19 protein-coding genes and 1 tRNA gene are annotated in these 24,644 nt (G+C 67.8%); 12 read left to right on the forward strand and 8 right to left on the reverse strand.

Annotation, left to right across the window (positions count from 1 at the left end; all coding sequences use genetic code 11):
- The first annotated feature begins 154 nt into the window (after positions 1–154).
- The 4 genes from ASV56_RS20155 to ASV56_RS20170 all read left to right on the forward strand — a co-directional run bounded on the left by ASV56_RS20155 (position 155) and on the right by ASV56_RS20170 (position 5,263).
- The gene (locus ASV56_RS20155) at positions 155–907 is read left to right on the forward strand and encodes a GNAT family N-acetyltransferase (protein WP_062563750.1); all 753 of its coding nucleotides are present in this window, start codon (positions 155–157) and stop codon (positions 905–907) included.
- A gap of 42 nt (positions 908–949) precedes the next feature.
- A complete protein-coding gene (gene tgt / locus ASV56_RS20160; RefSeq protein WP_062563751.1) occupies positions 950–2,080 on the forward strand; it encodes a tRNA guanosine(34) transglycosylase Tgt in 1,131 nt (376 codons plus the stop codon).
- Between the two features lie 127 nt (positions 2,081–2,207).
- Complete coding sequence (gene rnd, locus ASV56_RS20165; RefSeq protein ID WP_062563793.1) at positions 2,208–3,380, forward strand: ribonuclease D; 1,173 nt, start codon at positions 2,208–2,210, stop codon at positions 3,378–3,380.
- Positions 3,381–3,484: 104 nt separating this feature from the next.
- Complete coding sequence (locus ASV56_RS20170) at positions 3,485–5,263, forward strand: SLC13 family permease (RefSeq protein WP_062563752.1); 1,779 nt, start codon at positions 3,485–3,487, stop codon at positions 5,261–5,263.
- Positions 5,264–5,308: 45 nt separating this feature from the next.
- Here ASV56_RS20170 and ASV56_RS20175 read toward each other — a convergent pair whose 3' ends face one another.
- Positions 5,309–6,184, reverse strand: coding sequence for a hypothetical protein (locus tag ASV56_RS20175; RefSeq protein WP_062563753.1), 876 nt, complete (start codon positions 6,182–6,184; stop codon positions 5,309–5,311).
- Between the two features lie 292 nt (positions 6,185–6,476).
- Here ASV56_RS20175 and ASV56_RS20180 point away from each other — a divergent pair, with 292 nt between their 5' ends.
- Positions 6,477–7,358 carry a helix-turn-helix transcriptional regulator gene (locus ASV56_RS20180; protein ID WP_062563754.1) on the forward strand — a complete coding sequence of 294 codons (882 nt, stop codon included), beginning with the start codon at positions 6,477–6,479 and terminating at the stop codon, positions 7,356–7,358.
- A 437-nt stretch (positions 7,359–7,795) separates the two neighbouring features.
- Here ASV56_RS20180 and tsf read toward each other — a convergent pair whose 3' ends face one another.
- Both tsf and rpsB read right to left on the reverse strand, forming a co-directional pair.
- Positions 7,796–8,707: a translation elongation factor Ts gene (gene tsf, locus ASV56_RS20185; protein WP_062563755.1), complete on the reverse strand. Its 912-nt coding sequence runs from the start codon at positions 8,705–8,707 to the stop codon at positions 7,796–7,798.
- 101 nt (positions 8,708–8,808) lie between these two features.
- The gene (gene rpsB, locus ASV56_RS20190) at positions 8,809–9,582 is read right to left on the reverse strand and encodes a 30S ribosomal protein S2 (RefSeq protein WP_018000258.1); all 774 of its coding nucleotides are present in this window, start codon (positions 9,580–9,582) and stop codon (positions 8,809–8,811) included.
- 329 nt (positions 9,583–9,911) lie between these two features.
- Here rpsB and ASV56_RS20195 point away from each other — a divergent pair, with 329 nt between their 5' ends.
- Together ASV56_RS20195 and ASV56_RS20200 are read left to right on the forward strand one after the other, a co-directional pair.
- On the forward strand, positions 9,912–10,277 hold the full coding sequence (locus ASV56_RS20195; RefSeq protein WP_062563756.1) for a response regulator: 366 nt from the start codon (positions 9,912–9,914) through the stop codon (positions 10,275–10,277).
- A 202-nt stretch (positions 10,278–10,479) separates the two neighbouring features.
- Positions 10,480–10,554 (forward strand) — tRNA-Thr (locus tag ASV56_RS20200).
- 159 nt (positions 10,555–10,713) lie between these two features.
- Here ASV56_RS20200 and ASV56_RS20205 read toward each other — a convergent pair.
- The 4 genes from ASV56_RS20205 to sauS form a co-directional block, all read right to left on the reverse strand.
- Positions 10,714–11,646, reverse strand: coding sequence for an IS5 family transposase (locus ASV56_RS20205; protein ID WP_062560474.1), 933 nt, complete (start codon positions 11,644–11,646; stop codon positions 10,714–10,716).
- A 276-nt stretch (positions 11,647–11,922) separates the two neighbouring features.
- Positions 11,923–13,236: an MFS transporter gene (locus tag ASV56_RS20210; RefSeq protein ID WP_062563757.1), complete on the reverse strand. Its 1,314-nt coding sequence runs from the start codon at positions 13,234–13,236 to the stop codon at positions 11,923–11,925.
- Positions 13,237–13,392: 156 nt separating this feature from the next.
- Positions 13,393–14,919 (reverse strand): AMP-binding protein, encoded by a 1,527-nt coding sequence (locus ASV56_RS20215; protein ID WP_062563758.1) that lies wholly within the window; start codon positions 14,917–14,919, stop codon positions 13,393–13,395.
- Positions 14,916–16,325, reverse strand: coding sequence for an acylating sulfoacetaldehyde dehydrogenase (sauS, locus tag ASV56_RS20220; RefSeq protein ID WP_062563759.1), 1,410 nt, complete (start codon positions 16,323–16,325; stop codon positions 14,916–14,918). Before sauS ends, ASV56_RS20215 begins: the two co-directional genes overlap by 4 nt.
- Positions 16,326–16,531: 206 nt before the next feature.
- Between sauS and ASV56_RS20225 the strand changes: the two genes are divergently transcribed.
- Complete coding sequence (locus ASV56_RS20225) at positions 16,532–17,560, forward strand: LacI family DNA-binding transcriptional regulator (RefSeq protein ID WP_062563760.1); 1,029 nt, start codon at positions 16,532–16,534, stop codon at positions 17,558–17,560.
- A 6-nt stretch (positions 17,561–17,566) separates the two neighbouring features.
- Here the strand turns inward: ASV56_RS20225 and ASV56_RS20230 are convergent, their stop codons facing one another.
- Positions 17,567–18,331 (reverse strand): IclR family transcriptional regulator, encoded by a 765-nt coding sequence (locus ASV56_RS20230; RefSeq protein WP_062563761.1) that lies wholly within the window; start codon positions 18,329–18,331, stop codon positions 17,567–17,569.
- Positions 18,332–18,551: 220 nt separating this feature from the next.
- Between ASV56_RS20230 and ASV56_RS20235 the strand changes: the two genes are divergently transcribed.
- The 4 genes from ASV56_RS20235 to ASV56_RS20250 all read left to right on the forward strand — a co-directional run bounded on the left by ASV56_RS20235 (position 18,552) and on the right by ASV56_RS20250 (position 24,642).
- Entirely contained in the window at positions 18,552–19,859 is a 1,308-nt protein-coding gene (locus ASV56_RS20235; RefSeq protein ID WP_062563762.1) for an MFS transporter, read from the forward strand.
- A 73-nt stretch (positions 19,860–19,932) separates the two neighbouring features.
- Positions 19,933–21,585 carry a GMC family oxidoreductase gene (locus ASV56_RS20240; RefSeq protein ID WP_062563763.1) on the forward strand — a complete coding sequence of 551 codons (1,653 nt, stop codon included), beginning with the start codon at positions 19,933–19,935 and terminating at the stop codon, positions 21,583–21,585.
- 17 nt (positions 21,586–21,602) lie between these two features.
- On the forward strand, positions 21,603–23,384 hold the full coding sequence (gene xsc / locus ASV56_RS20245) for a sulfoacetaldehyde acetyltransferase (protein WP_062560905.1): 1,782 nt from the start codon (positions 21,603–21,605) through the stop codon (positions 23,382–23,384).
- Positions 23,385–23,625: 241 nt separating this feature from the next.
- Complete coding sequence (locus ASV56_RS20250; RefSeq protein ID WP_062560904.1) at positions 23,626–24,642, forward strand: YeiH family protein; 1,017 nt, start codon at positions 23,626–23,628, stop codon at positions 24,640–24,642.
- The last annotated feature ends 2 nt before the right edge of the window (positions 24,643–24,644 follow it).

The raw sequence follows: 24,644 nt of genomic DNA on the forward strand, positions 1-24,644 counted from the left end.
TGCCTGCCGCAAGCGCGCGGGGCGTCTGCTGGCGCGCGCTGTCATCTTTGCGCTTCAATCCACCATGCAGCTGTTACAAGATGGGTGCAGGGAGGGGCGTAACAAGTCGGATCGGGACCGGGTGACGGTCGAACTCAGGATCGGGCAAGGCGCGATGATGGCATTCCGCAAGGGCCGCTACGAGGTCGGTTTCGCTGAAACCGCAGAGGAAATCCGCGAGGCGCAGCACCTGCGCTGGCTGTGCTTCATCGCGCGCGGGCGCGACGACGGCGACACCGGATTGCTGGACGCCGACGATTACGACGACCGCTGCACCCATGTGCTGATTCGCGAAACCGGCGGCCGGCTGGTGGCCTGTTTCCGCATGATGACGCTGGAGGGCGGGGCGCAGATCGGCGAAAGCTATTCCGCGCGCTACTACAACCTGTCACGTCTGCGCGATTTCCACGGCCGCATGGTCGAGATCGGCCGCTTCTGCATCCATCCCGAGATCCGCGATCCCGATATCCTGCGCCTGGCCTGGGGCGCCTTGGCGCGCCATGTCGATGCCGAGGGCGTGGCGATGCTCTTCGGCTGCTCCAGCTTCATCGGCACCGACACGCGCGGCTACGAGGACGCCTTCGCGATGCTGCGCGAGCGGCACCTGGCGCCGAAACGCTGGCTGCCGCGGGTCAAGGCGCCGCAGGTGTTCCGCTTTGCCCGCGTGCTGCGGCTGCGCAAGCCCGACCCGCGCCGGGCCATGGCGGCGATGCCGCCCTTGCTGCGCAGCTACCTGGCCATGGGCGGCTGGGTCAGCGACCATGCCGTCGTCGACCGGCAGATGGACACGCTGCATGTCTTCACCGGGCTGGAAATCGGCGCCATTCCCTCGACCCGGGCGAAACTCCTGCGCGCCGCCGGGGCCTGAGCGGGCCTTGCATCCGGCGCCGGAACGCCTATCAGCAGCCGCATGAGCGAGAAATTCAGTTTCCAGGTCTCGGCCACCGATGGCCGCGCCCGCACCGGCATCATCGACACGCCGCGCGGCCGGATCCGCACGCCGGCCTTCATGCCCGTCGGCACCGCCGCCACGGTCAAGGCCATGCTGCCCGAATCGGTACGCGCCACCGGCGCCGACATCCTGTTGGGCAATACCTATCACCTGATGCTGCGCCCCGGCGCCGAGCGTATCGCCCGGCTGGGCGGCTTGCACCGGTTCATGAACTGGGACCGTCCGATCCTGACCGACTCCGGCGGCTTCCAAGTCATGTCGCTGGCGAGCCTGCGCAAGCTGACCGAAGAGGGCGTGACCTTTTCCAGCCATATCGACGGCAGCAAGCACCATCTCTCGCCCGAAACCAGCATGGAGATCCAGCGCCTGCTGGGCTCGGACATCGTCATGGCCTTCGACGAATGCCCGGCGCTGCCGGCGAGCGAGGAGCAGGTGGCGCAGTCGATGCGCATGTCGATGCGTTGGGCCGCGCGCTCGCGCGACGCCTTCGGCGACCGGCCCGGTCATGCGCTGTTCGGCATCATGCAGGGCGGGGTCACCCGCGAATTGCGCGAGGAATCGGCCGAGGCGCTGAAGGCGATCGGCTTCGAGGGCTATGCCATCGGCGGCCTTGCCGTGGGCGAGGGGCAGGAGGCGATGTTCGGCGTGCTTGACTATGCGCCGGGCTTCCTGCCGGCGGACAAGCCGCGCTATCTGATGGGCGTGGGCAAGCCCGACGACATCGTCGGCGCCGTGCTGCGCGGCGTCGACATGATGGATTGCGTGCTGCCCTCGCGTTCCGGGCGCACCGGCCAGGCTTGGACCCGGCGCGGCCAGGTCAATGTCAAGAACGCCCGGCACGCCGACGATCCGCGGCCGCTGGACGAGCATTGCAGCTGCCCGGCCTGCACCGGCTACAGCCGCGCCTATCTGCACCATGTCTTCCGCGCCGGCGAGATGATCTCGGGGATGCTGCTGACCTGGCACAACCTGCATTACTTCCAGGAGCTGATGGCCGGGCTGCGCGAGGCCATCGCGCGCGGGGAACTGGCCGCATTCGTGACGGAATTCGCGGCATTGCGAGCACAGGGCGATATCGATCCGCTGTGAAACCCAAGGTAATTCCTTGAATTTCGCCAAACCTTCGATATTGCCGAAAGGAATCGCCCGGCGGATGACCCGCCGCCCCTGAAAGAACCCAATGGCAGCCAACCCACAGACCGACCACAAGACCGAGATCCGCACCATCACCACCACGGCCGAACTGGCCGAGTTCTGTGAACTGGCCAAGGCTCAGCCCTATGTCACGCTCGACACCGAATTCCTGCGCGAGCGCACCTATTACTCCAAGCTCTGCCTGATCCAGGCCGCGTTGCCGCCGGCCTCGGCCAGCAAACTGCCGGGCGGCCCGGCCGTGCTGATCGACCCGCTGGTCGAGGGCCTGTCGCTGGAACCGCTCTATGACCTGTTCCGCCACAAGGCGACGGTGAAGGTGTTCCACGCCGCCCGCCAGGATCTGGAGATCTTCTTTCACGACGCCGGCGTGTTTCCCGACCCGCTGTTCGACACCCAGATCGCCGCCATGGTCTGCGGCTTCGGCGAGCAGGCGGGATACGAGACTCTGGTCAAGAAGATCGCGCGCCAGCCGCTCGACAAGTCCTCGCGCTTCACCGACTGGTCGCACCGGCCGCTGTCGGATGCGCAGGCGGCCTATGCGCTGGCCGATGTGACGCATCTGCGGGCGATCTACGAGTTCCTCGCGGCGCAGCTCGACAAGACCGGCCGCGGGCCCTGGCTGGGCGAGGAGGTCGCGGTGCTGTTGAACCCGGAAACCTATATCACCCGCCCCGACGAGGCCTGGGAGCGGGTGCGCACCCGCTCGGGCTCGCCGCGCTTCCTGGCGGTGGTGCGCGAACTGGCGCGCTTCCGCGAGACCTATGCCCAGGAACGCGACATCCCGCGCGCCCGCGTCTTCAAGGACGATGCGCTGATCGAGCTTGCCTCGACCAAGCCGCTGACCGAGGCGGACCTGGCGAAGTCGCGCCTGCTGTTGCGCGACGCGCGGCGCGGCGACATCGCCAACGGCATCCTTGCGGCGGTCAAGGCCGGGCTCGAGGCCAAGGACCTGCCCAAGCCCGCGCCCGAAGAACCCGGCCGCCCCGGCAATGCCGCGCTGGCCGAACTGCTGCGGGTGCTCTTGAAGGCCAAGTCGGATGCGGCGGGCGTGGCGCCGCGGCTGATCGCCTCGGCGGCGGAACTGGACGCCATCGCCTCGGGCGCGCGGGATCTGCCGGCGCTGGCGGGCTGGCGGGCCGAGGTCTTTGGCCGCGACGCGCTGCGCCTTGCCGCCGGCGAGATCGCGCTTTCGGCGCAGAACGGCGCGGTCAAGGTGGTGCCGGTCGGCAGCTGAGCCGAAGCCTTCCGAAACCCCGCGCCGGCCGGAACCCGGCGGGGCAGCGGCACGTTCCGCGTGGCAGGCCTGACGGTCGGGCTGCCTTTTTGCGCGGAATTTCCATGACCTTACCCCAGGTGCTGTCCTTTGCCATCATCATTGGGATGATGGTGCTCTTCATCTGGGGCCGGCTGCGTTATGACCTGGTGGCGATGCTGGCGCTGGCGGTATCGCTGCTGGCCGGCACCGTGACGCCCGAGGATGCGTTTTCCGGCTTCAGCGACGATATCGTCATCATCGTCGGCAGCGCGCTGGTGGTCAGCGCCGCCGTCTCGCGCTCCGAGATGATCGAGGTGGCGCTGCGCTGGCTGGTGCGCAAGCTTGGCAGCTATCACGCGCAGCTTGCGGTGCTGGTCGGCGGGGTGACGATCCTGTCGGCGCTGATCAAGAACATCGGCGCGCTGGCGATGATGATGCCGGCCTCGCTGAAGATGGCGCGGAAATCGGGCCGCTCGCCGGCGCTCTACCTGATGCCCATGGCCTTCGGCTCGCTCCTGGGCGGGCTCATCACCCTGGTCGGCACCTCGCCCAATATCATCGTCAGCCGGGTGCGCGAGCAGATGACCGGCGAGCCGTTCCGCATGTTCGACTATGCCCCGGTCGGCCTTGGCCTGTCGGCGGTCGGGCTGGTCTTCCTGATGTTCGCCGCGCGCCATCTGCTGCCCGCCGACCGCCGCGCCACCGCCTCGCTGGGCGAGGCGGTCAATATCGCCGATTACAACACCGAGGCCAGCGTGCCGCCCGATGCCCCGGTCGCCGGCAAGACCATCGGCCATTTCCTGGGCCTGGCCGATGGCGAGGTGACCGTGACCGGGGTGATCCGCAACGACAAGCGCCGCGCCGTGACGCTTTCGGACAGCGTGATCGAGCCGGGCGACGTGCTGCAATTGCGCGGCAAGCCCAACGCGCTGGAGCGGGCGGTGTCCAAGGGCGGGCTGCTGCTGGCGCGGCAGGACGTGCCCTCGCCGCCCGATACGCCCGAGGCCCGCATCGGCGTCATCGAGGCGGTGGTCAAGACCGCCTCGCCGCTGGTCGGGCAAAGCGCGGCGCGGCTGCAGCTTTTCGACCAGCACGGGGTCAATCTGCTGGCCCTGTCGCGTGCGGGCAAGCGCATGACCGAGCGGCTGTCCGAGACCATGCTCGACGCCGGCGACGTGCTGCTGGTGCAGGGCCCGCTCGATCTGCTGCCCGGGCGGATGCAGGCGCTTGGCCTTCTGCCCCTGGCCGAGCGCGAGCTGCGCTTCGGCTCGGTCCGGCGCGACCTGCTGCCGGTCGCGATCCTGGCCGCGGCCATGGCGCTGACGGCGGTCGGGCTGGTGCCGGTCGCCATCGCCTTCTTCGGCGCGGCGCTGGCGATGATCCTGACCGGGGCGATCAGCGTCGAGGCCGCCTATGAGGCGATCGAATGGCCGATCCTGATCATGCTGGGCGCGCTGATCCCGGTCAGCGAGGCGCTGCAAAAGACCGGCGGCGCCGAACTGATCGGCGACCTGCTGTCGGCGACGGCGGCCGGCCTGCCGGTCTGGGGCGCGGTGGCGCTGATCATGGTCGCGGCCATGGCGGTGACGCCCTTCCTCAACAATGCCGCCACCGTGCTGGTCATGGCGCCCATCGCCGCGATCTTCGCCGAGCGGCTGGGGCATGCGCCCGACCCCTTCCTGATGGCGGTGGCGGTCGGCGCGGGCTGCGATTTCCTGACGCCCATCGGGCACCAGTGCAACACGCTGGTCATGGGGCCGGGCGGCTATCGCTTCGGCGACTACGCTCGGCTGGGCGCGCCGTTGTCGGCCCTGGTGGTGCTGGTCGGCGTGCCGCTGATCCTGGCGGTCTGGCCGGCCTGAGGCACGGTTGCCGGAGTATTTGGAAAACGGTGAAACGGTGCGGCGTCAGGGCGTGATGAATTCGACCCCGGGCAGGGCGGCGATCTCGGCCATGTCGTCGTCATAGGCGGCGCCGATGCGGTCGACCAGGGCCTGGTCCCAGCCGGGCAGGTTCAGCTCGACCTCGATCTGGTCGGGCAGGGCGTGTTTCTGCAAGGCGGCCGAGAAGATGCGTCGCCGGCTCTCGATGGTCAGCCGGGTTTCCTGCGCCATGGCATCGCGGATCATGCGGATGCCGTCCGGGTGCAGGATGTCGCCCAGGATCTGCAGGCCCGCCTTCAGGGGCACGTCGCTGGGCATGGTCGAGATGCGCCGCACCACCTCGGGCCAGATCAGCGAGGTATCCTCGTGGCACCAGACCACCAGGCGGTGGCCGGGCAGGGCGGTGAGGATACGCCGGATCGCCGGCGCCCAACGCAGGCTTTCCGGGTCGATGCCGCCCATGACCTCGGCATAGGTGCCGCTGCCCTCTTGCGCCAGCACGAAGGGGATCAGCGTCGCCGGGTTCTTCAGCCCCATGAAGAATTCGACCTCGGCGCTGGGAAAGAGATTGGCCAGCGCCGCCATTTTCTCGCCCGCCGCGGCATAGAGCCCGTCGAGCGACAGCGCCCGCTCGGCCTTGCCAAGGAAGGTCGGCGTGCTGCAGATGATGCGCTGCGGATCGTCGCTGTCCAGGATCGCATCCAGCATCACCTGCTCCATCTCGGCCGTGGCGGCGCCGCCGTTCAGCGCGCTCAGCGCCTCGTTGAAGACGTCGCGGTGCCGGTTCGGCGTCACCGGCTCGATCCCGTTGCGCAAGAGCCAGTCGCGATTCTGCAGCAGGGTCTTGACCATGCGGTAAAGATCGGTGCCGTGGACGCCGCAGTGAAAGACGACCTGCATGGTGCGGGGAACTCCTGACTCGTTTCCGGCGCACAGTAACCAGCTATGCCGGCCGGGAAAACCCGCTGGTTGAATTCCGGGCGCGCAGAGCCGCTGACGCTACGTCAACTGGATGCAACCGGATTAACTCGGCTTTCCAATTGCTTTAAGTGAATTGCCTGCGGTAATTTCGCGCGACATCGGGGAAATCCGCCGGGTGGCGTCCTGCGCGCGGTTCCAGCGGGGGAAAGATCGTTTCACATTTCGCTTTTCACCGGCAATTATGATGACAGGCATTGAGAGTTCCCGACCCATGGATCTCCTGACGGACATCGAGACGGTGTTGGCGGCGCGCACGACCGACAGCCTGTGGCGGTACTATACCGAGCGGCTGGCCGGGCTGGGTTTCCCCTATGCCTCCTATTACAGCGTCCGCATCATCGAGACGGCGGGCGAACGCCAGATCGACGATTGCCTGTTCCTGACGAATTGCACGCCGCGCCTGTTGCAGGAGATCCTGGCGCAGGACGCCCTGGCCAGCGTGCCGATGTATCGCTGGACGGCGGGGAACCGCGGTAGCGAAAGCTGGGACTGGATGCGCCGGCTGCGCCAGGCCGGCCGGCTCAGCCCGGCCGAGGAGCGGATGTTGGACCTGTTCGCGCGCCATGGCCATGTCGCGGGCTATGCGGTCGGCCTGGGCGACAGCGTGCAGCCGGTGCGGGCGGGCGTGATCCTGTCGGGCGCCCTGGGCGTGGACCAGCGCCGGCTGGACGGGCTGTGGCAGCAGCATGGATCTTTGATCGAGGCATTGACCGGGCTGATCCACCTGCGGTTGTCGGTGCTGCCCTATGAACCGCCCGTGCAGGTGCTGACGCAGCGCCAGCGCGAGGTGCTGGAGCAGATCGCCGTCGGCCGCACCACGCAAGAGATCGCCGGGCTTCTGGGCGTGTCGCGGGCGACGGTGGAAAAGCACCTGCGGCTGGCGCGCCAGGCGCTGACGGCGCGAACCACGCCGCAGGCGATCCTGCTGGCCAGCAACCGCCGGCAGATCTTCGTGGGCCCAGGCGAGCGCTGCACCGCCGAGCCCGGCGAGAGCCTGGCGGCTGGCCGCGCCTGGCGCTGCCAGAGCTTCGCAGCGCCGGCCCCCCGGACCGAGACGGCCGTCGCCAGGCTGCCGCGCTGCGCGCGGGCCTGACGCATGTGCCAGGACGAGTTGCGCGGATCGTGCCGGATGGCAGGCAGGGGATCTGCCCATCAGGGCCGCGGTGTCCCGTGACGCCGTCCAGGGTCTGACAAGATGAGGCCGATGCCATCGGTCGGTGGGGTGGCTCGTCATCCGGGCTGCTTCCGATCGCGCAGAGCGCCGGGAAGCCTGTGCGAAAACGCCATGCCCCCGCGCGAACCGCTGGGCGACCTGATACGACCGCCGCAGGCCAGCGCCGCCGGACCCTGCGGTCGCAGACCGCACTGCGAGTCAGCCGAAGGCCCGCGCCGCGCGCATGTCGCGGCGCTTCCTCGACGGTGCCACCGCATGCGACCGGCCACCCGCCGGCGGAGCGCGAAAGGCGGCGCTCCAAAAGAACGACGCCGGCCCTTGCGGACCGGCGTTGCTGTCTGGCGGAAAGACGGGGATCAGGCGCCGGCGCGGGTCTTGGCGACCTCGGCGGCGAAATCCTCTTCCTTCTTCTCGATGCCTTCGCCGACCATGACGCGGGCGAAGCCGGTGATCTCGACGCCGGCCTCTTTCGCGGCCTGCTCGACGGTCAAGTCGGGGTTGATGACGAAAGCCTGGCCCAGCAGCGTGTTCTCGGCCACGAACTTCTTCATCCGGCCCGGGATGATGTTGTTCTGGATCACGGCCTCGGGCTTCGGCTTGGCCGAGGCGGCGTTCTCTTCCAGCGCCTTCGCGGTCTGCACTTCCAGCTCGCGCGCCAGCAGCGCCTGGTCGAGCGTGGCTTCCGACAGCGAGACCGGGTTGGTGGCGGCGATATGCATGGCGAATTGCTTGCCGATGGCCTGCGCCTTGTCGGCCGGGCCCTTCAGCGCGACCAGCACGCCGATCTTGCCCATGCCCTCGGTCGCGGCGTTGTGGACATAAGAGACCACGGTGTCGCCTTCCAGGACATGCATGCGGCGCAGGGTCAGGTTCTCGCCGATGCGGGCGATGGCGTCGGTCACGACTTCCGAAACCGGCTTGCCGTTCAGATGCGTGGCGCGCAGCACCTCGACATCTTCGGCGGTTTCCAGCGCGACATTGGTGATCTCGCGCACCAGCGCCTGGAAGTCGGCGTTCTTGGCGACGAAGTCGGTTTCCGAGTTCAGCTCGACGGCGACGCCGCGGCCGGCCTTGACCGAGACACCCACCAGACCCTCGGCGGCGACGCGATCGGCCTTCTTGGCGGCTTTCGCCAGGCCCTTGGTGCGCAGCCAGTCCACGGCGGCTTCCATGTCGCCGTCGGTTTCGGTCAGCGCCTTCTTGGCGTCCATCATGCCCGCGCCGGTCGTTTCGCGCAGCTCTTTCACCATCGCAGCGGTGATAGCCATCGGGGATCTCCTTGCTTTTCAATGCGTCAGGCGGGGCTTATCCCCGCCTGATGAATATTGCGTAAACCCTTGCGGGGGCGTCGGCCCCCGCCGGTTTCCGATCAGGCTTCGGCTTCTTCGGTCGCGCCTTCCAGCGTTTCCTCGACCGAGGCTTCCAGCGCGCCCAGGTCGACGCCGGCGGCGCCCATCTGCGCGGTCATGCCGTCCAGAGCGGCGCGCGAGGCCAGGTCGCAATACAGCGCGATGGCGCGGGCGGCGTCGTCGTTGCCCGGGATGATGTAGTCAACGCCCTTGGGCGAGCAGTTGGTATCGACCACGGCGACGACCGGGATGCCCAGTTTCTTGGCTTCCAGGATGGCCAGGTCTTCCTTGTTCACGTCGATGACGAACAGCAGGTCCGGCAGGCCGCCCATTTCGCGGATGCCGCCCAGCGAGGCCTGCAGCTTGGCCTGCTCGCGTTCCATCTGCAGACGCTCTTTCTTGGTCAGGCCCTCGGCGCCCGAACCCAGCGTCTCGTCCAGAGCCTTCAGGCGCTGGATCGACTGCGACACGGTTTTCCAGTTGGTCAGCGTGCCGCCCAGCCAGCGGTGGTTCATGTAGAACTGCGCCGAACGCTCGGCGGCATCGGCGATGGATTTCTGCGCCTGGCGCTTGGTGCCGACGAAGAGCACGCGGCCGCCCTTGGCGACGGTGTCGCGCACGGCTTGCAGAGCGGCGTCCAGCATCGGGACGGTCTGGGTCAGGTCGAAGATGTGGATGCCGTTGCGTTCACCATAGATGAACTCGGCCATCCGGGGGTTCCAGCGTTGCGTCTGGTGACCGTAGTGCACGCCAGCTTCAAGCAGCTGACGCATGGAGAATTCGGGAAGCGCCATTCCATGTTCCTTTCCGGTTTGCGCCTTGGCAGGGTTTTCAGGGCGCATGCCCCAACCGGTGGACCTGCGGGGATTTCTCCCCCGAAGGCCCGACCCCGCCTGTGAAGTGCGCGCGACATAGTCCGGTTCGGCCGCGAATGCAAGCCCGAAGCCGCGTCGGCCTGCCGCAAGAGCATCAAAAAGGCGAACCGGGCAGTCCGGGGGTCAACGATGTCTTAAACTCTTTGCGCGATGCTCGCGCAAGACGAACACCGATTCAGCCATGGAAGATTGCGCATGACCGTCCTGAAATCCGCTTGCCGGCGCCGCTATCCGTCCGGGGAATCGCGATGACGCTGACGGTTTTGCTGCTGCATGACGATTCGGCGCTCTGCGCCCAGGCCTATGCCGTCTTGACCGAGGCGGGGTTCGAGGTCATTCCCGCCGTCGACGGCACGCACGCGCTGGAACGGCTGGGCCAGCGCGAGATCGACGCCATCGTCACCGGGGTGAACATGGCCGGCCTGGACGGATTCGCCTTCATCGAGGCGGTGCGCCAGCAGCCGGCGCTTTACGGGATGCCGATCCTGGTGCTTTCGGCCGAGGCCATGCCGGATCTCAAGACCCGGGCTCGCAACGCCGGCGCCGCCGGCTGGCTGCCGCATCCCTTCGATCCGCAGCGGCTGGTCGAGACGGTGCTGGCCGTCACCGGCTGAGCGGTCGCGAGCATCAGCCCGCGCTTGCGCTGCGCCGCGCGAAGGGCTATCCGATCAGGCAGATGCCGGTTTAGCTCAGCTGGTAGAGCAGCGGTTTTGTAATCGGAGGGCCGTGGAGTCAAAAAGCGAATCGGATCATGCGCTTAAGGTCGGCGCGGTCCGAGCAGGTACCGAATAGACACCGGAATCGGTGTCCGCCAGGGCCGGCGTAGCACAGCGGTAGTGCAGCGGTTTTGTAAACCGAAGGTCGGGAGTTCGATCCTCTCCGCCGGCACCATTCTCCCACAGAGTCTAAAATTCCTAATCTCCTGGTCAAGGATTCGAATCCCTTCCGGGAGGCTATCCAGCTTAGATGATAATAGCCGCGCCTTCGGCAACGCCTGGCTCTGTTGCACAAATCGGCTTAAGGCCGAGGTTCCCCTTTCCCCGGACGGACTTATCCCACAGCTTCCGTGACGGGTATTCCGAGCGCGGTGTAGCCGTTCAGGACGGCGATGCGGACCTGGAGTTCGGCGACCTGTCGGTCGAAGTCCCGTGCCATGAGCCGCTGGCCCAGCAACTTGATACAATGCATCTTTGTCTCGACGCGGCTTCGGCGGTGGTATCCACACCATCGTCGCCAGAGCGCGCGGCCCAGGTATTTCGCCGCGCGCAGGGCCTCATTTCGGGCCACGGCTCCGGCGGTGATCGTCTTCCAGGGCTTCGCGTTCTTGCGGGGCGGGATGACGGCATGGGCACCGCGATCTGCAATCGCATCGTGGCATTTGCGCGTGTCGTAGGCGCCATCAGCCGTAACGCTACCGATTTCCTGGTCCTGCGGGATTTGGTCGAGAAGGTGGGGTAGGATGGGCGCATCACCGATGTGGCTCCCGGTGACTTCGACGGCCCGGATCTCCAACGTTTCTTCATCGATCCCAAGGTGGAGCTTGCGCCAGACGCGCCGTTTCGGGCCGCCATGCTTGCGTGCGTGCCACTCGCCTTCACCTTCGACCTTGATCCCGGTGCTGTCGACCAGCAGGTGCAACGGCCCCTTGGAGCCGCGGTAGGGGATGTTCACGGCCAAGGTCTTCTGGCGGCGAGATAGCGTGCTGAAGTCGGGCACCGTCCAGTTCAGGCCGACCAGCCGTAGCAGGCTCTCGACGAACCCGGTCGTCTGCCGGAGCGCCATGCCGAACAGCACTTTCATCGAGAGGCACGTCTGGATAGCGGCATCGCTGTAGGTCTGCTGGCGGCCACGCCTGCCTGTCGGCGCGGCATCCCAGCTCATCTCGGGGTCAAACCAGATCGTCAGCGAGCCCCGGCGCTTGAGTGCTTCATTGTAGGCTGGCCAGTTCCTGGTCTTGTAGGTCGGGGGTATGGGTCTGCTCATGCATCCCAGCTACCACCCTGGATTCGCGAGATGAATCCCTCACGCGATTTGTGCAACAGAGCCCCCAGGAAGCCCGAAAGGACGGTAACGGGCAGGCGCTTGTCGCGGGTGTGCTGGCTCAGTGGCATGGCGTCCTCATGAATGCAATGTTATTACATTGCATGAATAGCCAGGATCACCAGGGCGTGCAATGCCGTTTGTCTGGTCAGGCCCCGATGCGCGCGCCTCGCTTCAGTTGGTAGAACGGGGCCCGCCCGGCGGGCAGGCCCCGTTTCGTCATTTCGACACCGCGCCGGCCAGCTGCGGATCGCATCCGAGACCTTCGTCGTCATCGGCGGGATCGTCGCGGAACGGACGGTCGGGGCGGATCAGCAGCGCGCAGGCCGCGCCCACCAGCAGCAGGACCAGCGAGGCCGCGAAGGGCAGATCCCAGCGCCCGGTCAGGTCGATGATCAGCCCGAAGACGATGGGCGAGATCATCCCGGCCAGCCCGAAGCCGAAGTTCATGAAACCGCTGGCGGTGCCGGAATATTGCGGCGCGATGTCCATCGGCGTGGCCCAGATCGGCGCCACGATCAGCTCGGCAAAGAAGAAGGCCGCGCTGAGGCTGATCGCCACCGTCACCAGGTCGGTCGAGAACATCACCGGCAGCATGCAGGCGAAGGCGCCGAGGAAGCCCAGGATGATGACGCTGATCCGCGCCAGGGCGACATTGCCGGTGCGGCGCAGGATGCCGTCGCTGAGCCAGCCGCCCGCCAGATCGCCCACCACCCCGGCCAGAAAGACGCCGGCGGCGAAGATGGCGGATTTCTTCAGGTCCAGCTCGTGCTGGTGCAGGAAATAGGACGGGATCCAGTTCAGGAACAGCCACAGCGTCCAGCCATAGCAGAAGTCGGTGATCGTCACCGGCAGCATGCGCCGCAGCAGCCGGCCCCAGGGCAGGGTCTTGCGCTCGCCCACGATCTTCTGGTCGGGCAGGGTCTCCAGTTCCTGGGGCGTGATGCCCTTGTGGCTGCGGGGATCGTCGCGGAAATACCACCACCACAGCCCCACCCACAGGAAGCTGATCAGGCCGACGATGATGAAGGCATGCCGCCAGGACAGCGCGATGACCAGAAAGGCGATCAGCGGCGGGGTCAGCGCATTGCCGAAACGGGCGAAAGCATGGGTGATGCCCTGCGCGAAGCCGCGCTTCTCGGCCGGCATCCAGTTCGACAGCGCCCGGGTGGCGGTCGGAAAGGCCGAGCCCTCGCCCATGCCCAGAAGCACGCGCGCGATGATCAGCGAGACCGCGCCCTCGACGAAGCCGATCATCACCGTCGCGGTCGACCAGACCGTGCCGCAGATGATCAGCGTCTTGTGCGGCCCCAGCCGGTCGCCCAGGCGGCCGCCAAGGATCTGGAACAGCGCATAGGGATAGGCGAAAGCGGAAAACGCCAGCCCCAGCTCGAAATTCGTCAGGCCCAGTTCGGCCTGCATGGCGGGGGCGGCGGTGCTGATGTTGACCCGGTCGATATAGGTGACCAGATACATCAGGCAGATGACGAACAGAACCCGGTCCGTCGTCCTGAAGCGGGTAAGCCTTAGCATGTCTCCTCCCTGGATTATGCTGGATGTGTTGGCACGTCCGTTTGCGGCCCGTCGCGCGATCCCCTGTTGAAGTCCCGCCCTCCTCCGACGGGTCTTCGGGCTTCTGGCGCCGGGCCGGGCTTCTGTAAAATGGGTCTCCTTCCTGCCCTGGGGGCGCTATTGCGTCAGTTGCGCCAGCTTCAGGCGCTGGATCTTGCCCGAGGGGCCCTTGGGCAGTTCGGCCAGCAGGTGAATCGCCTCGGGCGACTTGAACGCCCCCAGCCGCTGCTGGCAGATCGAGATAAGCTCGGGCGGCTGCAGCGCCGAGCCGGGGCGCAGGGTGACGGCCGCCTCGACCCGCTCGCCATAGCGGGCGCATTTGCGGGCAAAGGCCGCGGCCTCGATCACGTCGGGATGGGTATAGAGCGCCTCGTCGATCTCGCGCGGGGCGATGTTCTCGCCGCCCTTGATGATCAGCTCCTTCAGGCGGCCGGTGACGAAGACGTAACCCTCCGCGTCCATCCGGCCCAGGTCGCCGGTGCGCAGCCAGCCGTCCGCGGTCAGCGCGGCGGCGGTCGCAACCGGGTCGCCCAGATAGCCGCGCATGACATTGGCGCCGCGCACGGCGATCTCGCCCTCGGCTCCGGGCGGCAGCGGGCGCAGGTCGGGCGACAGGATCGCGACCTGGTTGCCCACCGCCCGGCCGGGCGAGCCGATCTTGCGCGGGCCCGGCGGCAGCGGGTTCGACAGGATCTGCGCCGCGGTCTCGGTCAGGCCCATGGTCTCGACGATGGGAATGCCGAAGCGGCGCTCGAAGCCCGACTGCACCTCGGGCGCCAGCGCCGCCGAGGCCGAGCGGCCGAAGCGCAGCCGCGCCCGGGCCTCGGGCGACGGTTCGCCCTCGCCATGCAGCAGATGCGAGATGATCGTCGGCACGACCGAGAACCAGCTGGCCCCGTGCCGTTCGCAACTGGCCCAGAACTGGCTGGCCGAGAAGCGCTCGCAGACCACCACCGAGCCGCCCGAGAGCAGCGGCGCCAGGATGGTCACGCAGAGCCCGTTGATGTGATAAATCGGCAGCACGCAGATCGCCCGGTCCTCGGGGCAGAGCTCATGCGCCAGCGCCGTGGTCCAGCCGCCGGCCAGCAGGCTGGCATGGCTGTGCAGCACGCCCTTGGGCCGGCCGGTGGTGCCCGAGGTATACATCAGCAGCGCGTCATGCCCGGCGCCATGCGGATGCGGCGCCGCCGGTTCGCAGCCGGCGGGCCAGCGGAAGCCGTCCCCGGCCTCGATGACCATGGGTTCGGCGGCATGGGCGGCCAGCGCGCTGTCGAGCAGCCCGCGCTGGCCGGGATCCAGCAGCAGCGCCCGGGCGCCGGAATGCGACAGCGCATAGCCGACGGCCTCGGCCCCGGCGACCAGGTTGATCATCGTGGCGCGAAAGCCGCCGTAGAGCGCGCCGAACAGGCCCAGCACCGCATTGCGACCATTGGGCATCATCAGCGCCACGCTGTCGCCGCAGGACAGGCCCAGCCCGGCCAGGTGCCCGGCGATGCGGGCGGCCTCGCCCTGCAACTCGCGCCAGGTCAGCGCGCCGCCGTCGCCGGGGAAGATGTGGCTGATGGTATCGCCCCGCTCGGCGGCGCGGATGTCGAGCCAGTCGCGGACGGTGCCTTGCGGCGGATGGTGCGGGTCCAGCCTCATTGCCCGACCTCCTGCCAGTAGTCGCCGAAGATCTCGTCCAGCGCCGGCTCGCGCGGCGGGATCGGCCGCACGACGCGGGTGCGCTGCATGAAGTGCCGCCAGTTCAGGTTGGCGTCGATGGAATTGCCGCCCCAGCTGCCGCAGCCCATCGACAGCGAAAAGGGCAGGCCGTTGTCGAAGGCGCCGCCGGTGGCGAAGCAATGCGCCTGGTTGACGATGACCCGGCAGACCGGCAATTCGCGGCCCAGCCAGATCGGGCGGCCGGTGTCGCGCGAATGCAGCCCGACCGAATGGCCGGCGCCCTGATGCAGTAGGATGCGCCGCGCCAGCTCGGCCGCATGGCCGAAATCGCGGGCGCGGTAGAGCGCGGCGATGCGGCTGAGCTTTTCGCCCGACAGCGGATGGTCGGGGCCGATGCCCTCGGTCTCGACCGCGATCAGCCGGGTGCCGGGCGGCACCTTGCCGGCCAGCCCCAGCTTGTCGAGCATCACCTCGGCATCCTGGGCGATGATCTCGCGGTTCATGTGCCCGTCCTGCCAGAGCCGGGCGACGATGCCCGGCGCCTCGGACGGCGGCAGCACCGCGCCGCCCTCGGCCGCCAGCGCGGCCAGGAAGGCGTCATAGACCGCATCTACCACGATCAGCGCGTTTTCCGACGAACAGGAGGTCGCGTTGTCGAAGGTCTTCGAGGCGGCGATCCTGCCGGCCGCCGCCGCCAGGTCGGCGGTCTCGTCCACGATCACCGCGACATTGCCGGCGCCGACGCCGATGGCGGGGGTGCCGCTTTCATAGGCGCGGCGCACGTTGTCCTGGCTGCCGGTCACCACCACCAGGTCGGCGGTTTCCAGCAGGCGCTGGGTCTTGGCCTTGCTGCCCTGGCCCGGCAGCATCTGCACCAGGTCGCGATCCTCGCCGATGCGGTCGAACTCGGCATGGATGAAGCCCAGCAGCATCTCGCAGCAGGCCACGCCCTTGGGCGAGGGCGACAGCAGGATGGCATTGCCGCATTTCAGCGCGTTGATGATGTTGTTCGCCGGCGTCGCCGCCGGGTTGGTCGAGGGCACCACCGCGCCGATCACCCCGATGGGCCGGGCGATCTCGGTGATGCCGGTTTCGGGATCGTCGGACAGAATGCCATGCGTGGCCACGCCGCGGATGTCGCGCAAAAGGCCCAGGGTCTTGCGGTGGTTCTTGACGATCTTGTCGGCGACATTGCCAAGCCCGGTGCTGCGGACCGCCAGCTCGGCCAGTTGCCGGTTGCGCTCGGGCTGCATGATGGCCCAGCCGGCGGCCAGGGCGGCGCGGTCATAGCGGCCCTGGCTGCCCCGCGCCTCGTATCCGGCCTGCGCGCTGCGCGCCCGCGCCATCGCCGCGTCGACCGAGAGAATATCGTTCGAGATGTTCATACCTGTCACTTGCTCCGGTTCCCGGCAGGCTGGCCGCCGGGAGGGTGAATGGGTCAGCGGCCCGGGAAACCGGGTCTCACCATGTCTGCAATGTTGGTCTGGCACGGCCTCCTCTTGCCGTGATCTTCGACCTTAGGCGATGAAAACAGTCTTGCAAATGTTTTCATAAACTCTCATTATTGATAAAATTATATCCGGAAAATCCGATGATTAAGCCCGATATTGTTTTCGTCGCAAAGCTTGCAGGCGTTTCACCGGCCACGGTGTCGCGGGTGATGAATCACCCCGACCTGGTGCATCCGGCGACCCGCAAGAAGGTCGAGCTGGCGGTCGAGAAATCCGGCTATATCCGCAACCGCGCCGCGCAGGCCATGCATGGCAGGCGCAGCGCCACCATCGGGCTGGTGGTGCCGACCGTCGCCAACACCATCTTCGCCGAGGTGGTGCAGGCCTTCAACGACACGGTCAGCGCGCAGGGCTTCACCCTGCTGCTGGCCTCGCATGGCTACGATCTGGACAGCGAATACCGGCTGGTCCGCAAGCTGCTGGAGCATCGCGTCGATGCGCTGGCGGTGGTCGGGCTGGACCACAGCGCCGGCACCTTCCGGCTGATCGCGGAACAGCGGGTGCCGCTGCTGGCGCTGTGGAACTACCTGGCGGATTCGGCGCTGCCCTGTGTCGGCGTCGACAATCGCGAGGCGGGGCGGCTGGCGGCCGAGCATCTGGTGGCGCTGGGGCATCGCCGCATCGGCATGGTCTTTCCCGCCACCTTCGACAACGACCGGGCGCGGGATCGCAAGACGGCGGCGACGGCGGTGTTCCGCGCCGCCGGCATCGAATTGCAGGAGCGCTGGCAGGTCGAGGTGCCCTATAGCATCGCCCAGGCCAAGGCCGCCTGCCTGGACCTGCTGGCCGGCGAGGACCGGCCGAGCGCCTTGCTCTGCGCCAATGACGTGATCGCGCAGGGGGCGATCTATGCCGCGGCGCGGCTGGGGATCGCGGTGCCCGCCAGCCTGTCGGTGATCGGCATCGGCGATTTCGCCGGCTCGGCGCAGATGGAGCCGGCGCTGACCACGGTGCGGATCCCGGCGCAGCAGGTCGGCATCGCGGCCGGACAGGCCATCGTCACGGCGATCGGGCGCCCGGATGCCGATTTCATGATCCGCAGCCGCGTCGAACTGGAGCTGATCATGCGCGCCAGCACCGGCATCGCGGCCGAGATGATCCGGCCCTGACGCCCGTCACATCAGCTCGGCCAGTTCCTCGGCCGCCGCGCGCAGGTCGGGCAGGTATTTCAGCCCTTCGGCCAAGGTCAGCCGCTGCACCGGGGCGTGGAAGGACACCGTGGCAATCAACTGCCCGGAACGGTCCAGCACCGGCACGGCCATGGCGATCATCCCGGGCACGAATTCCCCGGTATCGGTCGAATAACCCTGCTGCCGGATCTGGCGCAGCTCGTCGCGCAGCCGGTCCGGGTCGGTCAGCGTCTGCGCCGTATAAGCCCGCAGCTCGGCGCGTTTCAGATAGCGTTCCAGCTTGCCGTCGTCGATCTGCGACAGGGCGAGCTTCCCCGCCGCCGTGGCGTGCAGCGGCACGCGCGAGCCGATGTGAAGCTGGATGCGCAGCGGCCAATGCGTCTCGACCCGGTCGATGTAGAGCATCGCATCGCCCTCCGGGATCGACAGGTTGCAGGTCTCGCCCAGGCGCTGGTTCAGCCGAATCAACACGTCGCGCTGCGGCAGGTCCTGGTGCCAGAAGCGGATGACGCCCTGCATCATCTGCCGCAGCTTCGGGCCCGGCTGGTAGCTGCGCCCGTCGATATGGCGGCTCAGGAAGCCCTCGGCTTCCAGATTGCCGACCAGCCGGTGGATGGTCGGCACCGGCAGGTTCAGCGAGGCATTGATCTCGGTCGCGGTCAGGGGCCGCCCCTCGCTGGCAAGAACCTCAAGAATCTGCAGATTCCGAAAGCTTGGCGGCAGGGAGGACTTGTCCTGAAGGCGCGTCATGATCGGTTCTTCCGTCGTTTCTCGGCCCGACTCTACATGGTTGCCGGCGCCGCTCCAACCGCCCGGCGCGCGGGCTGAAATTACAAAAATGAGAGTCTAGCTATCAAAAATGCTTTGACATGGCTCGGCAGCATGAGGCAACGTCCGCTTGCCGGCAAAAGGAGGATTTGCCGGGAACAGCTGAACAATCGAACAACGCTGCAGCATCAGGGAGGATGTCATGGCGGTCATAGCCGCTGGCGCCAACACGGTTGGCGACCGGGAAAACGACGTCAAGAAGGTCGTATTCGCAAGCCTCGTGGGATCGACCATCGAATGGTACGATTTCTTTCTTTACGGCGTCGTCGCCGGCATCGTCTTCAACAAGCTGTATTTTCCGGCGGACGACCCGACGATTTCGGTGCTGCTGGCCTATGCCACCTTCGCGGTGGGCTTCGTGGCGCGCCCGCTGGGCGGCGTCATCTTCGGCCATTTCGGCGACCGCATCGGCCGCAAGGCCATGCTGGTCATCACGCTGCTCTTGATGGGCGGCGCGACCGTGCTGATCGGCCTGCTGCCGACCTATGACCAGATCGGCATCCTGGCGCCGATCCTGCTGTTGCTGCTGCGCGTGGCGCAGGGCATCGGCATCGGCGGCGAATGGGGCGGGGCGGTGCTGATGGCCTATGAATTCGCGCCCGAGAACAAGCGCGGCTTCTATGCCTCGATCCCGCAGATCGGCCTGTCGCTGGGGCTGTTCATGGCCTCGGGCGTGATGGCGCTCTTGACCATGATGCCCGACGAGGCCTTCATGGCCTGGGGTTGGCGCGCGGCCTTCGTCGCCTCGATCATCCTGGTCGTGCTGGGCACCTGGATCCGCAGCAACATTGGCGAAAGCCCCGAGTTCAAGAAGGCCAAGGCGGAATCGCGGGCCAAGGACCAGGGCCTGCCCTTCGTGGACATGCTGAAGCGCTATCCGGCCAATATCGTGCTGGGCATGGGCGCGCGCTATATCGACGGCGTGTTCTTCAACGTCTTCGCGGTCTTCTCGATCCTCTACCTGACGAAATACGTCGGGCTCGAGCGGACCTTCGCGTTGTGGACGGTCTGCGGCGCCGCCATCGTCATGGTGGTCTGCATCCCGTTCTTCGGCCGGCTGTCGGACCGGATCGGGCGGCCGCGCACCTATGCCATCGGCTCGCTACTGCTGGCGCTGAGCGTGTTCCCGGCCTTCGCGCTGATGTCCACCGGCGATCCGCTGCTGGTGATCCTGGGCATCGCGCTGCCCTTCGGCATCGTCTACCCGATGTGCTACGGCCCCGAGGCGGCGCTGTTCGCGGACCTCTTCGATCCCAGCGTGCGCTATACCGGCGTGTCCTTCGTCTATCAGTTCTCGGGCATCTTCGCCTCGGGGATCACGCCGATGATCGCGACGGCGCTAATGGCGGCGAACGACAACGACCCGTTCTGGCTTTGCGCCTATGTCGTTTTCGCCGCGCTGGTCTCGTTCGTCTGCGCCGTGCTGATCGGCCGGCGCGAGCGCGGCTAGAGCCTTGCCGGGCGGCAGCCCCGCCCGGTTTTCCTTCCCGAACCATGGGCGCGAGCCCGCAAAGGATGCCAAGATGAGCCAAGCATCAGACCTCGCGGATTACGTCATCGTCGGCGCCGGATCGGCCGGCTGCGTGGTCGCGAACCAGCTTTCCGCCGATCCCGCGATCCGCGTCACCCTGCTGGAAGCCGGCAACCGCGACTCGAGCCCCTGGATCCATATCCCGGTCGGCTATTTCCGCACCATGCACAACCCGGACTTCGACTGGTGCTACGAAACCGAGCCCGACCCGGGCCTGAACGGCCGCTCGCTGCACTGGCCGCGCGGCAAGGTGCTGGGCGGATCCTCGTCGCTGAACGGGCTGCTCTATGTCCGCGGCCAGCGCGAGGATTACGACCGCTGGGCGCAGATGGGCAACGAGGGCTGGTCCTGGCGCGAGGTCGGCCCGCTGTTTCAGGAATTGGAAACCTTCCAGCGCGGCGAGGGCGAGGGGCGCGGCAGGCATGGGCCCTTGCAGGTCTCGGACCCGCGCCTGCGCCGCCGCATCTGCGAATTGTGGATCGAGGCCGCCAAGGCCAACGGCATCCCCTACAACCCCGATTACAACGGCCCGGTGCAGGACGGCGTCGGCCATTTCCAGCTGACCGTGAACAAAGGCCGGCGCTGCTCTTCGGCGGCCGCCTTCCTGAAGCCGATCCGCCATCGGCAGAACCTGGAGGTGGTCACCAAGGCCCAGGTGCGCCGCGTGGTGATCGAGGACGGCCGCGCCACCGGGGTCGAGATCCGGCGCCCCGACGGCAGCCATCAGGTGATCCGCGCCGCGCGCGAGGTGATCCTGTGTGCCGGCGCCATCGGCTCGCCGCAGATCCTGATGCTCTCGGGTGTGGGCGATGCCGCGCATCTGCGCGACCATGGCATCGCGGTCGCCCAGGACGCGCCCGAGGTCGGCCGCAACCTGCAGGACCATCTCCAGGCCCGGCTGGTGTTCAAATGCCGCGAGGCGACGCTGAATGACGAGGTGCGCAGCCTGATGAACAAGGCGCGGATCGGGCTGGAATACGCGCTGTTCCGCAGCGGACCGATGACCATGGCGGCCAGCCTGGTCTTCGGCTTCCTGCGCACCCGGCCCGGCCTCGCGACGCCCGACATCCAGTTCCACATCCAGCCCTGGTCCGCCGACAGCCCCGGCGAAGGGGTGCACCCCTTCTCGGCCTTCACGCAATCGGTCTGCCAGTTGCGGCCGGAAAGTCGCGGCACCATCACGCTGCGCTCGGCGGATCCGCTGGAGGCGCCGCTGATCGAGCCGAACTACCTAGCCACCCAGACCGACCGCGACACCCTGGTCGCCGGCATCGAGATCGCCCGGAAGTTCGCGCGCACCGAGCCGCTGAAATCCGCCATCTCCGAGGAGTTCCGGCCGGCCGCCGACGTGCAGGGCCATGACGAGGTGCTGGCCTGGGCACGGATGAACTCGACCACGATCTACCACCCGACCGGCACCTGCCGCATGGGCGCGGACGCGCGCGCCGTGGTGGACCCGCGCCTGCGGGTGCGCGGCATCCGCGGCCTGCGGGTGGCCGATTGCTCGATCATGCCCGAGATCGTCTCGGGCAACACCAATGCGCCCGCGATGATGATCGGCGCCAAGCTGGCGCGCATGGTCCTTGATGACCGTCGCGCCGAAGCCGGCGCGGGATCCCGCGCCGGTATCGACAAAGCTGCCTGAAGGACGAGGAAACAGCCATGAGAATGACCACTGAGGAAGCCTTTATCAAGGTTTTGCAACTGCATGGTATTGAGCATGCGTTCGGGATCATCGGTTCTGCGATGATGCCGGTGTCGGATTTGTTCCCGAAGGCGGGGATCACGTTCTGGGACTGCGCGCATGAGACGAATGCCGGGCTGATGGCGGACGGGTTCACGCGCTCGACGGGCAAGATGTCGATGGCGATCGCGCAGAACGGGCCGGGGGTGACCGGCTTCGTGACGCCGGTGAAGACCGCCTACTGGAACCACACGCCGCTTCTGCTGGTGACGCCGCAGGCGGCGAACAAGACCATCGGCCAGGGCGGCTTCCAGGAGATGGAGCAGATGCGGCTTTTTGCCGATTGCGTCTGCTACCAGGAGGAAGTGCGCGACCCGTCCCGCATCCCCGAGGTCTTGAACCGGGTGATCATGCAGGCCTGGAGGAACTCGGCGCCGGCGCAGATGAACATCCCGCGCGACATGTGGACCCAGGTGATCGACGTCGAGCTGCCGCAGGTGGTCAGCTTCGAGCGGCCCGCGGGCGGCGAGACGGCGGTGGCCGAGGCGGCAAGGCTGCTGTCGGAAGCGAAATTCCCGGTCATCCTGTCGGGCGCCGGCGTGGTGCTGTCGGGCGCGATCCCGGATCTGGCGAAACTGGCCGAGCGGCTGGATGCGCCGGTGGCCTCGAACTACCAGCACAACGACAGCTTCCCGGGCAGCCACCCGCTGGCGGTCGGGCCCTTGGGCTACAACGGCTCGAAGGCGGCGATGGAGCTGATCGCCAAGGCCGATGTGGTGCTGGCGCTGGGGACGCGGCTGAACCCGTTCTCGACCCTGCCGGGCTACGGCATCGACTACTGGCCGAAGCAGGCGAAGATCATCCAGGTCGACATCAACGCCGACCGCATCGGGCTGACCAAGAAGGTCACCGTGGGCATCCAGGGCGACGCGGCCAAGGTGGCGCGCGCCGTCCTGGCGCAGCTCGCCCCCTCGGCGGGCGACGCCGGCCGGGCCGAGCGCAAGGCGCTGATCGCGCAGACCAAGTCCCGCTGGGCGCAGGAACTGTCGAGCCTCGACCACGAGGATGACGATCCGGGCACGGAATGGAACGCCGAGGCGCGGGCGCGCGACGCCGGGCTGATGAGCCCGCGCCAGGCCTGGCGGGCGATCATGCAGGCGGTGCCGAAGGAGGCGATCGTCAGCTCGGACATCGGCAACAACTGCGCCATCGGCAATGCCTATCCGAGCTTCGAGGCCGGGCGCAAATACCTGGCGCCGGGGCTGTTCGGTCCCTGCGGCTACGGCTTCCCGGCGATCCTGGGCGCCAAGATCGGCAATCCCGAGGTGCCGGTGATCGGCTTTGCCGGCGACGGCGCCTTCGGCATCTCGATGAACGAGATGACCGCCTGCGGGCGCGCGGACTGGCCGGCGATCACCATGGTGATCTTCCGCAACTACCAGTGGGGCGCGGAAAAGCGCAACACGACGCTGTGGTATGCCAACAACTTCGTCGGCACCGAGCTGGACCGCGACACCTCCTATGCCGGCATCGCCCGGGCCTGCGGACTGCACGGCGTGCAGGTGACGTCGCAGGAGGAGCTGACGGCGGCCCTGCACGAGGCGGTCGAGCGGCAGATGCAGAACCGCGAGACCACCTTCATCGAGGTGCTGCTGAACCAGGAGCTGGGCGAGCCCTTCCGCCGCGACGCGATGAAGAAGCCGGTGGTGGTGGCGGGGATCGACCCGGCCGACATGCGTCCGCAAAAGGGCGCCGCCTGACGCGCTTCTTTGCTCGGCCAATACCCCGGGGGGTGCGCTTGCCGGGCCCCATCGAGGGGCCGGGCAAGCGCGAGGGGGGCGGCGCCCCCCTCGGGGCCCAGCCTCGCCGGCCCCGCTTCGTCGGCTCCGCTTCGCCGACCTCGCCTCGCCGGCCCAAGCTGACGGCGCGCGCGCCCTCCTTCCGACGACGACCCGGCGCGACCCCTCGCGCCGGCCCCATCCCCGCATCCCGGTGACGACGATGACAACCAGCCTGATCCCCTCGCGCAGCCTCCTCTCGGAGGCCTTCCCGGGCTTCGCCGTCTCGGCGCTGGTGGCGGCGACGGCGCAGTTCCTGTCGGACCATTACGGCGCCCCGGCCATGCTGCTGGCGCTGCTTCTGGGCCTGGCGCTGAACTTCCTGGCCGAGGACGGCACCCGCACCGCGCCGGGCGTCGCGCTGACCGCGCGCAGCGTGCTGCGGCTCGGGGTGGCGCTCCTGGGCGCGCGGATCTCGGTCGACATGCTGGCGGCGCTCGGGCCGCGCGCCATCGGGCTGGTGGTCGCCGGGGTGGTGCTGACCATCCTCTGCGGCCTCGCGCTCGCCCGGCTCGGCGGCCGCGACTGGCGCTTCGGGCTGCTCACTGGCGGCTCGGTGGCGATCTGCGGCGCCTCGGCGGCCATGGCCATCGCCGCCGTGCTGCCGCGGCACGAGAAATCCGAGCGCGACCTGGTGTTCACCGTGCTCTCGGTCACCGTGCTCTCGACCGTGGCCATGGTGCTCTATCCGATGCTGGCCGCGCTCTTCGGCTTCACGGCGCGCGACAGCGGCGTCTTCCTTGGCGGCACCATCCACGACGTGGCCCAGGTGGTCGGCGCCGGCTTCTCCATCGGCCCCGAGACCGGCGAGACCGCGACGCTGGTCAAGCTGATCCGGGTCTCGATGCTGGCGCCGGTGGTGCTGGCGATCTCGCTCATCATTCGGGCGCGCGGGCTGGCCGACAGCGACGGCGGCGCGGCGCCGCCGCTTCTGCCGGGCTTCGTGCTGGGCTTCCTGGCGCTGGCGGCGCTGAACAGCTTCGGCGCGATCCCGCAGGCGCTGTCGGACCTCGCCGGGCAGCTGTCCCGCTGGGCGCTGCTGATCGCCATCGCGGCGGTGGGCATCAAGACCTCGCTCAAGCGCATGCTCGAGGTCGGCACCGGCGCCATCGCGCTGATCGTGGCGGAAACCGTGTTCCTCGGCGTCTTCGTGGTCGCCGGCCTGCATCTGCTGGGGTAGAC

Origin of the sequence: Paracoccus aminovorans (assembly GCF_001546115.1) — a bacterium.
Taxonomy (GTDB): domain Bacteria; phylum Pseudomonadota; class Alphaproteobacteria; order Rhodobacterales; family Rhodobacteraceae; genus Paracoccus; species Paracoccus aminovorans_B.

Bases quoted from the DNA above. Each gene is read 5' to 3' on its own strand.
- ASV56_RS20155 (WP_062563750.1), top strand. From the start codon at position 155: ATGATGGCATTCCGCAAGGGCCGCTACGAGGTCGGTTTCGCTGAAACC.
- tgt (WP_062563751.1), top strand. From the start codon at position 950: ATGAGCGAGAAATTCAGTTTCCAGGTCTCGGCCACCGATGGCCGCGCC.
- ASV56_RS20170 (WP_062563752.1), top strand. From the start codon at position 3,485: ATGACCTTACCCCAGGTGCTGTCCTTTGCCATCATCATTGGGATGATG.
- ASV56_RS20175 (WP_062563753.1), bottom strand. From the start codon at position 6,184: ATGCAGGTCGTCTTTCACTGCGGCGTCCACGGCACCGATCTTTACCGC.
- ASV56_RS20180 (WP_062563754.1), top strand. From the start codon at position 6,477: ATGGATCTCCTGACGGACATCGAGACGGTGTTGGCGGCGCGCACGACC.
- tsf (WP_062563755.1), bottom strand. From the start codon at position 8,707: ATGGCTATCACCGCTGCGATGGTGAAAGAGCTGCGCGAAACGACCGGC.
- rpsB (WP_018000258.1), bottom strand. From the start codon at position 9,582: ATGGCGCTTCCCGAATTCTCCATGCGTCAGCTGCTTGAAGCTGGCGTG.
- ASV56_RS20195 (WP_062563756.1), top strand. From the start codon at position 9,912: ATGACGCTGACGGTTTTGCTGCTGCATGACGATTCGGCGCTCTGCGCC.
- ASV56_RS20205 (WP_062560474.1), bottom strand. From the start codon at position 11,646: ATGAGCAGACCCATACCCCCGACCTACAAGACCAGGAACTGGCCAGCC.
- ASV56_RS20210 (WP_062563757.1), bottom strand. From the start codon at position 13,236: ATGCTAAGGCTTACCCGCTTCAGGACGACGGACCGGGTTCTGTTCGTC.
- ASV56_RS20215 (WP_062563758.1), bottom strand. From the start codon at position 14,919: ATGAGGCTGGACCCGCACCATCCGCCGCAAGGCACCGTCCGCGACTGG.
- sauS (WP_062563759.1), bottom strand. From the start codon at position 16,325: ATGAACATCTCGAACGATATTCTCTCGGTCGACGCGGCGATGGCGCGG.
- ASV56_RS20225 (WP_062563760.1), top strand. From the start codon at position 16,532: ATGATTAAGCCCGATATTGTTTTCGTCGCAAAGCTTGCAGGCGTTTCA.
- ASV56_RS20230 (WP_062563761.1), bottom strand. From the start codon at position 18,331: ATGACGCGCCTTCAGGACAAGTCCTCCCTGCCGCCAAGCTTTCGGAAT.
- ASV56_RS20235 (WP_062563762.1), top strand. From the start codon at position 18,552: ATGGCGGTCATAGCCGCTGGCGCCAACACGGTTGGCGACCGGGAAAAC.
- ASV56_RS20240 (WP_062563763.1), top strand. From the start codon at position 19,933: ATGAGCCAAGCATCAGACCTCGCGGATTACGTCATCGTCGGCGCCGGA.
- xsc (WP_062560905.1), top strand. From the start codon at position 21,603: ATGAGAATGACCACTGAGGAAGCCTTTATCAAGGTTTTGCAACTGCAT.
- ASV56_RS20250 (WP_062560904.1), top strand. From the start codon at position 23,626: ATGACAACCAGCCTGATCCCCTCGCGCAGCCTCCTCTCGGAGGCCTTC.